Here is a 7,410-nt window from a genome sequence, read left to right as displayed (position 1 = left end):
AAGCCAAGAACTTATCAAAACTTTCATAATGCTCATTCGTTGCTCAAAATAACATGATCCTATTTATGCCATATTTCATATTACGAATCGGATTAATACAATCCTTCGATTGCTGTAAAAATCCTCGCCATAAAGGTACATGCAAACTTGAGCCTATTATATAAATTGAACAAAATGCAATATACAGCATATATTAATAAATATAGCAGATTTAAAATGGAAGTGGTATAGTGCCGGATATCTTTTATGGGTCAAATTACAGCAGCGGTTGGAGACCTCTTATAAAAGATAATGGAAGCGATAAAAAGACAGATATAAATTTGGAAATAAAGATAAAGGAAATAGAAAACAAATATGACAAATTGACTGAGGACGTTATAAGTGAATCACAGTCAATTCAGCAGAGGCTGAATGAAAAAATTCATAACCTGTCGTCCATGTTGAATAAAAAAAACGAGGAAATCGATAATTTGACTGCTCAAAATAAGGTACTTAGTGAGAAATACGAACTGCTTGCAAAACAGTTATCCGATTTTAAAAACGATGACTCAGGTTTTTTCGAGCAGTTTGTAAAAAAAATAATTTATAGAAAATCACACCAGGATGGCAATATGCATAGTATAGATTAGAATTACACTGCGAATACATCAAATAGTTCATAAGGAGGGAAAATATTAATGGGAGAATTTAAGATACAGCAAGAGCCGCAACAGCTTGACATTTTTGTCAAGAGGATACTTGCAAGATACATCGGAAATAATACGCAGATACTTTTTCAAGAGCATAGAGATCCTTTGACAGGGTTACCTGACGGGACAAAAGAGCCTGTTACACTTTACATCAACAATGCAGGCGTCGACAGTCTAAACCCTGTACAGTGCATAAGCGAGGTAATATTAAGCCTTACCGATTGCCCGACGAATACGATAATATGCAATTCAAAATCGAGGATTTCTATCTCCTTCAAGGTGTTTTTGCTTACAAAGTTCCAGGATGTTGCAGCCCCAAGCTTGATAGTACTGCCTGATGATATGGGCACAAGCGTAATGACAGAATACGACCTGACACAACCACAGAATATCAGTAACACAAATCCAAAAGAAACACTGCAGATAGTAAATGGCAACTTCGTATATACTGCTGATATACCTCTTACTCAGTTCGACCACGAATTGACAAAGGATCAGTTGAATGATTGTTCGCTCCAGTCGCATGTACTTTTAAAATGCATGAACTTTTTAGTGGATGTAGACGGCACAGGGAATAACGGTACAGGGACACCTCCTGCACTTGCAACTACGGTTACGCTTTCGATAACAGAGGACATAATAGATAAGATAGGAATCGATCAAGACGTATTTGTTCAGGGAAATCCTGAAGATTTTATTTGCAGCTAAATATTGCTTTCAAATTTGAAAAACTGCAGCAGCACTATTAGCCCTAATATGCCGTTTCTTAAATCCTGATAAGAGATGGCATATTTTATTAAATGAGCATAAGCGGCGGATGTATAAAGATTATTTGAAGAATATTATGGAAAGAGCATTAGCGGAAAGTCTTTAGAGTCTGTTAACGAAGTTTTGGATAAGCAGAATCAATGTCTGAGCATAGCGAGTTTTGATTCTGCCCAAAACGAATTTACAAACTCTTAAGACTGTGAGCTTGGCGATTGGAATAATATTCTTCAAATATAAAAAATGCACCCATAAGCGGCTAAATTATACTGGAGGAATAAAATGGGTGACGCAAGTATTCTCATAGGGAGCCCTGTGAATACAGAACCTGCAATATTGAAAGAATTCCTTATTTCCCTTTCAAATTTAAATAAAGATAACCTGAATATGGATTTCTTATTTATAGATAATAATACCGATGAACTCTCAAAAAAAATATTAAGGGAATTTAAATCAGAAAAATGCGGCATAAAAATAATCGATACAAATAATAAAGAACAATATGTCCATACGGAAGTTACGCATAAATGGACTGACAATCTCATCTGGAAAGTTGCAGGCTACAGGAATAATATTCTCAAATACTGCAAGGAAAAAGAATATGACTATCTTTTTATGATAGATTCCGATTTGCTTATACACCCTGAAACAATATTATTTTTAACAGGGTTAAAAGAGGATATCATATCTGAAATATTCTGGACCAGATGGGTTCCCGGGGCTAAAGAATTTCCCCAGGTCTGGCTGTATGACAATTATACACTTTATGAAGTCGAACATACGATGGGCCTTTCAAGTTCCGAAATAAACAAAAGGACAACAAATTTTATCGATATGCTGAGGGTGCCGGGTATATATAAGGTCGGTGGGCTTGGCGGATGCACTCTTATTTCAAAAAAAGCTATTGACAGCGGCGTATCATATGAAAGGATACCAAACGTGAGCTTCTGGGGGGAAGACAGGCATTTTTGCATAAGAGCAGCAGTATTAGGATTCACCCTATATGTCGATACCCATTACCCTGCATACCACATATATAGAAAGTCTGATCTTCCTGGGGCATCGGAATTCAAAAAAAGATTTTACGGTTTAGGCTGATTTGGTAAAAATTCCTGTTTCTAAAGGAATATTTTCGCAAGAAAAAAACTGTTGCACTAAGAAGTAGTCACTGCAACAGTTTTTTTACTGATATGGCATATATGATTCTAACGCTATAATCGTTTCTCAATTTGCTTCGATTTTAATATTTGTAAATACTGCTTAGCTTTTCTTTGATATCTCGGTTATCTTTACCAAAAATTTTCCTGTTTTTGTTACCGGTACGAAAATAAAATAAGAATCCAACTTCTTAACAAAGAATTGTGTTATCGTCCCGGTAAAGATCATCCCCAGTATTGTTCCAATGCCAATGCCGACGATTTTATGCAGAAAACTTAGTGAAAGAGTAATGGTAAGAGCTACGCAAATAAAATCATAAGTAGTTTTTACTAATTTTATATTTTTGCCGCTGTATCTAGACAAATCCCTTACAAACAAATCAAATGGTGTAATCGGCAGCCTGCATTTGATGAATAGGCTCGCGCCGAATGCCATTCCTATAAAGCCAATCAGGAAATAGCATATCTTCCATGGAAGTAAAAGAGACCACGAAAGCATCATATGCGTATCGATATCGACAAAGAATCCAAAGATGATCGCAACGAGGAAGGAAAAGAAATATCCTATCCTTGGCTGTTTTGTTATAAATATAAGCAAAAGAACCGTTGCCGTCTGAATTACAGTAGTCCATGTGCCAAGGCTTATCGATGTAAAAATCTTTGATAAAGCCAAAGGCACTGATGACAGTGTCGATATCCCAAAGGAGCTCTTGACTAACAGGCACAAGGTTAAACTGTTCAAAAGTATTGCCGCAGTCAAAGCCGCTTCACAAGGGAATAGCCTTTTCCTTACAATTTTTGTCTTCATTATCAGCGCATAAGGAGCGAAGCAATCGGGTATGAGAACGTTACAGCGATAATAATGACGACAAACATCATTGTAAATCCATATTTAATCAGTTCCATGGCGTCGGTCCACCCTGAGGCTCCGGCAACTGCAACATAAGGCATTGAAGGCGGAGTAGCCGAACCAAACGATGCCACCATTCCGATGACACATGCGATTGCCTGTGCATTAAAGCCCGTACTTGCAAGCGCAACCGGAACTGCAATTGTTGCAACAAGCTGTGCTGTAACCATGTGGGAGGACAGGTTGGATTCAATGGCTGCCCATGTGACAAACAATATGATTAAAAGCAGAACAGGCATATTGTGAGTTACAGGTTTAATCGATGAAGTCAAGAAAGTCGTAAGCCCGATCTTTTTGTCTGTCATAGCCGAACCGATTGCAAGAGTGGATGCAGCCATTATCAAACTTGGCCATGAAACACCCTTTGTCATGGCTTCATTGAAGTTCAGCAGCGGTTTTCCTTCAATCCTTATTATCGACATAACTACAACGCCAAGAAGCGGCGGCATTGCCGTTCCATATTTATTGATAAATGCTGCGACTTCCGGGAGTGCCGGTTTTATGATTCCGGGCGCCACCCAGAGAATGACAACGAATGCGAATATTATAAATATAAGCTTTTCCCTTATATCCGATTCGGGAATTTCCTTTTTCAAAGCCTCAAATTTGCTCTGATCCATGCTTTCAAATTCTTTAACTGGTGGATTGAGTATGAATCTAAACACGAGCATCAACAATACAAAAAGAATTATACCGGTTGGAATTGCAAATGCCATGTAATTTGCATAACTTATGGTTGTCTTAACTGCCGATTGGTAAACTCCCATTGCAAGCACCGGAAAAACGTGGGCAATCGGAGTCATGCCTGCCGATAAGCTGGTACAAAAAACAAGACCCATGGCAAGCATCGATGCGAACTTATCGCCTTTTTTCAAGGCGAGCACGCTGTATATCTCCTCAAGAATAGGAAGCATTACAAAGTATAAAACTGTTGGCGACATGAAGCATCCAATAATTACGACGGCTGCCAGAAATGATATCGCAAGCTGCCAAGGACCCCTCTTTGCCAATTTGCTTGTTACGAATGCCAGAGCTATTCTTCTTATGAATCCTGTTTTCGAAATAGCATATGTGCACATGAATGTAAACAGTAAAAATGCAAATGTCGAGTTGCCAAATGAGCTTTTAAGTACCGTATCGATTCCAAGGGATGGTATGAACGAAAGCGATGCAAGGCACAGAAGACTCGGCCAGTCGATCCCTATTGTAATCCAGAGCAAAAGCACGCCGAGAAATGTACCGATGACATGCATGCCACTTACAGACAATCCATTCGGCGCCGGTAAAAATCTAAAGAACAAAACGATGAATAAAGCAATGGTTATAAAAATTATTTTTTTAACTGGTGTTTTGTTAACTTGTTTATTTTCCCCCATTTATTTTCTCTCCTCTTTAATTAAATAAGTGCATTTTGCCTTATCAATTCTTTCTGCACATTTTTTACATCGTAGTTTTTGCTGCCCAATGTCAAAGCCGCCGCGACTCCCGCGGCATGACCGGTTGCAAACCCGGTTCCCATGACGCGAACCGAACCCAAGGCCAATGAATCCGTGGATATCGTTCTTCCTGCAGCCCACAGATTTTGCGCATCTTTAACTTTGAGGGCTCCTAACGGTATGGAAAAGTAATCGTTGTCTGCAATATGAGTATACTCAAGTCTTGTGTTGCTCCTGTGCATCTCGGGGCTCCATCCTCCTCTTGCAATGCTGTCGTCTGATTTTATTCCCTTTACGATTTCAATTCCATAAAGCGTAGCATCGCCGATTATCCTCCTTGCTTCACGTATTCCGATTTGAGGACCGGATTCGGTAACACGTATATGCTCAAAACCTGGAATGTTGTTTTTAAAGGCAGCGGCATATGCATTTACCTGTTTTCTCAATTCAATTTCCGCATTTGTCATAGTTTCTGCACTCAAGTCGTTTAATATTTTGCTTGGAATCGTGCAATACCCATAATCCGCACTTGGTATTTTGATAATAAGGCCTGTTTCCTTTTCAAGATTTTTGATGCCCTGGCTTTTGCCAAGTTTAATGGCTCTTTCCAAGTCTGATTTCAGGATATCACATTTTGGAAGTCCGTCAATCCTGAACGACAGCGAAGATTGCTGCACGTTCCCTTCGGAATCTCCCCAATTTGTCTTGATACCTGCAAGATTCACAAGGTTGGCATTCCCTGAGGCATCAACAAACGATTTGGCTTTTACCGTAAAATGTCCCTCATCATCGATGCATGTGATTTCCTCGATAATACCATCATTATTTTTAACATCGATTAGCTGAGTATGCAGTAAATATTTAACGCTGCTTTCCGAAAGGATCGAGTCGTAGGCGAGCTTCATAAGTTCGGGATCAAACCTGATTGAAGCATTACCGGTTGATTTTGAGATGGTCGGTCGAGTATCCGCACCATATGCCCTGAGCCTTGCGAGAACTTCCTCTCCTATTCCCATAACAACTTGGTCAGGCTTGCTTCCCCTTGTATAAAATCCGCAAAATGCTGTGACCTGTGCATTTGTTGCTTGGCCGCCAAAGCAAGCATTGCGTTCGATTAAAATCGTCCTGGCTCCTGCCCTGGATGCTCCCAACGCAGCGGCGACTCCTGCTGCTCCGCCGCCGACAACCACGACATCATAAGTATAGTTTCTCAATTTTTCCCCTCCTTTAAGATTTTGATTATAAAATACAAAAATTCCTGTTTTTCTTTTAAATAAAAAATTAAAATTACATATTGTATATTATTTACTAATAAATAAAATCAAAAACAGAAAAAATAGAATTTTTGTATTATATATAGTTTACATGAAGTTCTTTCATTTGTATAATAATTAATAAGCACATTTTTGATAGATAAAAACTATAACAAGAGGTGGCACATGAATATAAACCAGCTGAAATATGTAATTAAACTTGCGGATACTAAAAATTTCACCAAAGCGGCGGAGGAACTTTATATCTCTCAGCCGACTCTTTCGCAACAGGTTAAACTGCTTGAAAAAGAATTCGGGGTAATGCTCTTTATAAGAAATAGGAAAAAAGAAGTCACATTGACTGAGGCAGGCAATGACTTTGTTTATTATGCTGAAAGGATTCTATCCGATATAGATAAACTTCAAGTTGCACTTGGGAATTATTGCTCTCCCAACTCCGGCAAGATCAGGGTTGGGCTGTTGTGGACTTTCGGATATGCCAACATAGATAAATGTATGAATGAGTTCAATAAAAGGTATCCGCTGGTAAAAATTAAAGTTTATATAAACGGGAGTTCCGTGCTTTTGGATGAGCTTCAGGATAATGAACTCGACTGTGCCTTTGTAACTGGAAATTATACTAAGGGCGATCATGATTTAATCAATTTCGATCTTGTTTCCCAAAGCGATATATTGGCAATCATGAGCAAAAAACATCACCTTTCGGAAAGAACGTACATTACCGCGCAGGATCTCGACAGGGAAATGATAATGATGGTGTCAAAAAAGTCCAACATATATCCCGTGCTTAAGAAATCCTTATCCGTTCCCGATACAAATCCGATTATAATCGGCGAAAGCTCCCAGGCCGACGTATGCCTTCAAATTGCAGAATCAGGACTTGCCATAGCTTTCACCTCTGCCCAGGTTATGGAGTACGCAAACGGGCGCGATATCAAGGGTGTTCCCTTTAAACCCACAATCAAAAGAAACATATATCTTGCCACGATGGCTGATTCCTATAAAAACAATATCATCTCCATGTTTCGGGAATTCGTTATAAATTACAGCCACAATCTGAAAAAATGATGATTCATACAAAAAATATAAAACCCACGGCAACTTCAATTCGTAATTTAAGTTTGTGTTATTTTGAACACTCATTCGCCAGATTCAAGTTTTGTAAGTTCTAAGGCCTGC

General features: G+C 38.8%; 7 protein-coding genes. 4 read left to right on the top strand and 3 right to left on the bottom strand.

Translation table 11 applies throughout. The features are described from left to right. Positions 1-230: 230 nt before the first annotated feature. The 3 genes from QME45_14200 to QME45_14190 all read left to right on the top strand — a co-directional run bounded on the left by QME45_14200 (position 231) and on the right by QME45_14190 (position 2,552). The gene (locus tag QME45_14200; GenBank protein ID MDI6619782.1) at positions 231-629 is read left to right on the top strand and encodes a hypothetical protein; all 399 of its coding nucleotides are present in this window, start codon (positions 231-233) and stop codon (positions 627-629) included. Positions 630-677: 48 nt separating this feature from the next. Continuing rightward, the gene (locus QME45_14195) at positions 678-1,397 is read left to right on the top strand and encodes a hypothetical protein (GenBank protein ID MDI6619781.1); all 720 of its coding nucleotides are present in this window, start codon (positions 678-680) and stop codon (positions 1,395-1,397) included. Between the two features lie 339 nt (positions 1,398-1,736). Next, positions 1,737-2,552 (top strand): hypothetical protein, encoded by an 816-nt coding sequence (locus tag QME45_14190; protein MDI6619780.1) that lies wholly within the window; start codon positions 1,737-1,739, stop codon positions 2,550-2,552. 162 nt (positions 2,553-2,714) lie between these two features. Here the strand turns inward: QME45_14190 and QME45_14185 are convergent, their stop codons facing one another. From QME45_14185 to QME45_14175, 3 genes are read right to left on the bottom strand one after another with little or no spacing between them, the layout of a single operon-like run. Beyond that, on the bottom strand, positions 2,715-3,419 hold the full coding sequence (locus QME45_14185) for a DUF6198 family protein (protein MDI6619779.1): 705 nt from the start codon (positions 3,417-3,419) through the stop codon (positions 2,715-2,717). A 2-nt stretch (positions 3,420-3,421) separates the two neighbouring features. After that, complete coding sequence (locus QME45_14180) at positions 3,422-4,897, bottom strand: SLC13 family permease (protein ID MDI6619778.1); 1,476 nt, start codon at positions 4,895-4,897, stop codon at positions 3,422-3,424. Positions 4,898-4,917: 20 nt separating this feature from the next. Beyond that, on the bottom strand, positions 4,918-6,171 hold the full coding sequence (locus QME45_14175; protein MDI6619777.1) for an FAD-dependent oxidoreductase: 1,254 nt from the start codon (positions 6,169-6,171) through the stop codon (positions 4,918-4,920). 225 nt (positions 6,172-6,396) lie between these two features. Here QME45_14175 and QME45_14170 point away from each other — a divergent pair, with 225 nt between their 5' ends. After that, entirely contained in the window at positions 6,397-7,299 is a 903-nt protein-coding gene (locus QME45_14170; protein ID MDI6619776.1) for a LysR family transcriptional regulator, read from the top strand. The last annotated feature ends 111 nt before the right edge of the window (positions 7,300-7,410 follow it).

It is taken from the genome of Clostridiales bacterium (assembly GCA_030016385.1).
GTDB lineage: Bacteria > Bacillota > Clostridia > Clostridiales > Oxobacteraceae > JASEJN01.
The sequence above is the reverse complement of the archived record's forward strand: the minus strand, read 5'-3'. Positions and strand labels throughout refer to the sequence as shown.

Excerpts from the sequence above, each read along its gene's own strand:
- QME45_14195 (MDI6619781.1), top strand. The coding sequence starts at position 678 with ATGGGAGAATTTAAGATACAGCAAGAGCCGCAACAGCTTGACATTTTT.
- QME45_14190 (MDI6619780.1), top strand. The coding sequence starts at position 1,737 with ATGGGTGACGCAAGTATTCTCATAGGGAGCCCTGTGAATACAGAACCT.
- QME45_14185 (MDI6619779.1), bottom strand. The coding sequence starts at position 3,419 with ATGAAGACAAAAATTGTAAGGAAAAGGCTATTCCCTTGTGAAGCGGCT.
- QME45_14180 (MDI6619778.1), bottom strand. The coding sequence starts at position 4,897 with ATGGGGGAAAATAAACAAGTTAACAAAACACCAGTTAAAAAAATAATT.
- QME45_14170 (MDI6619776.1), top strand. The coding sequence starts at position 6,397 with ATGAATATAAACCAGCTGAAATATGTAATTAAACTTGCGGATACTAAA.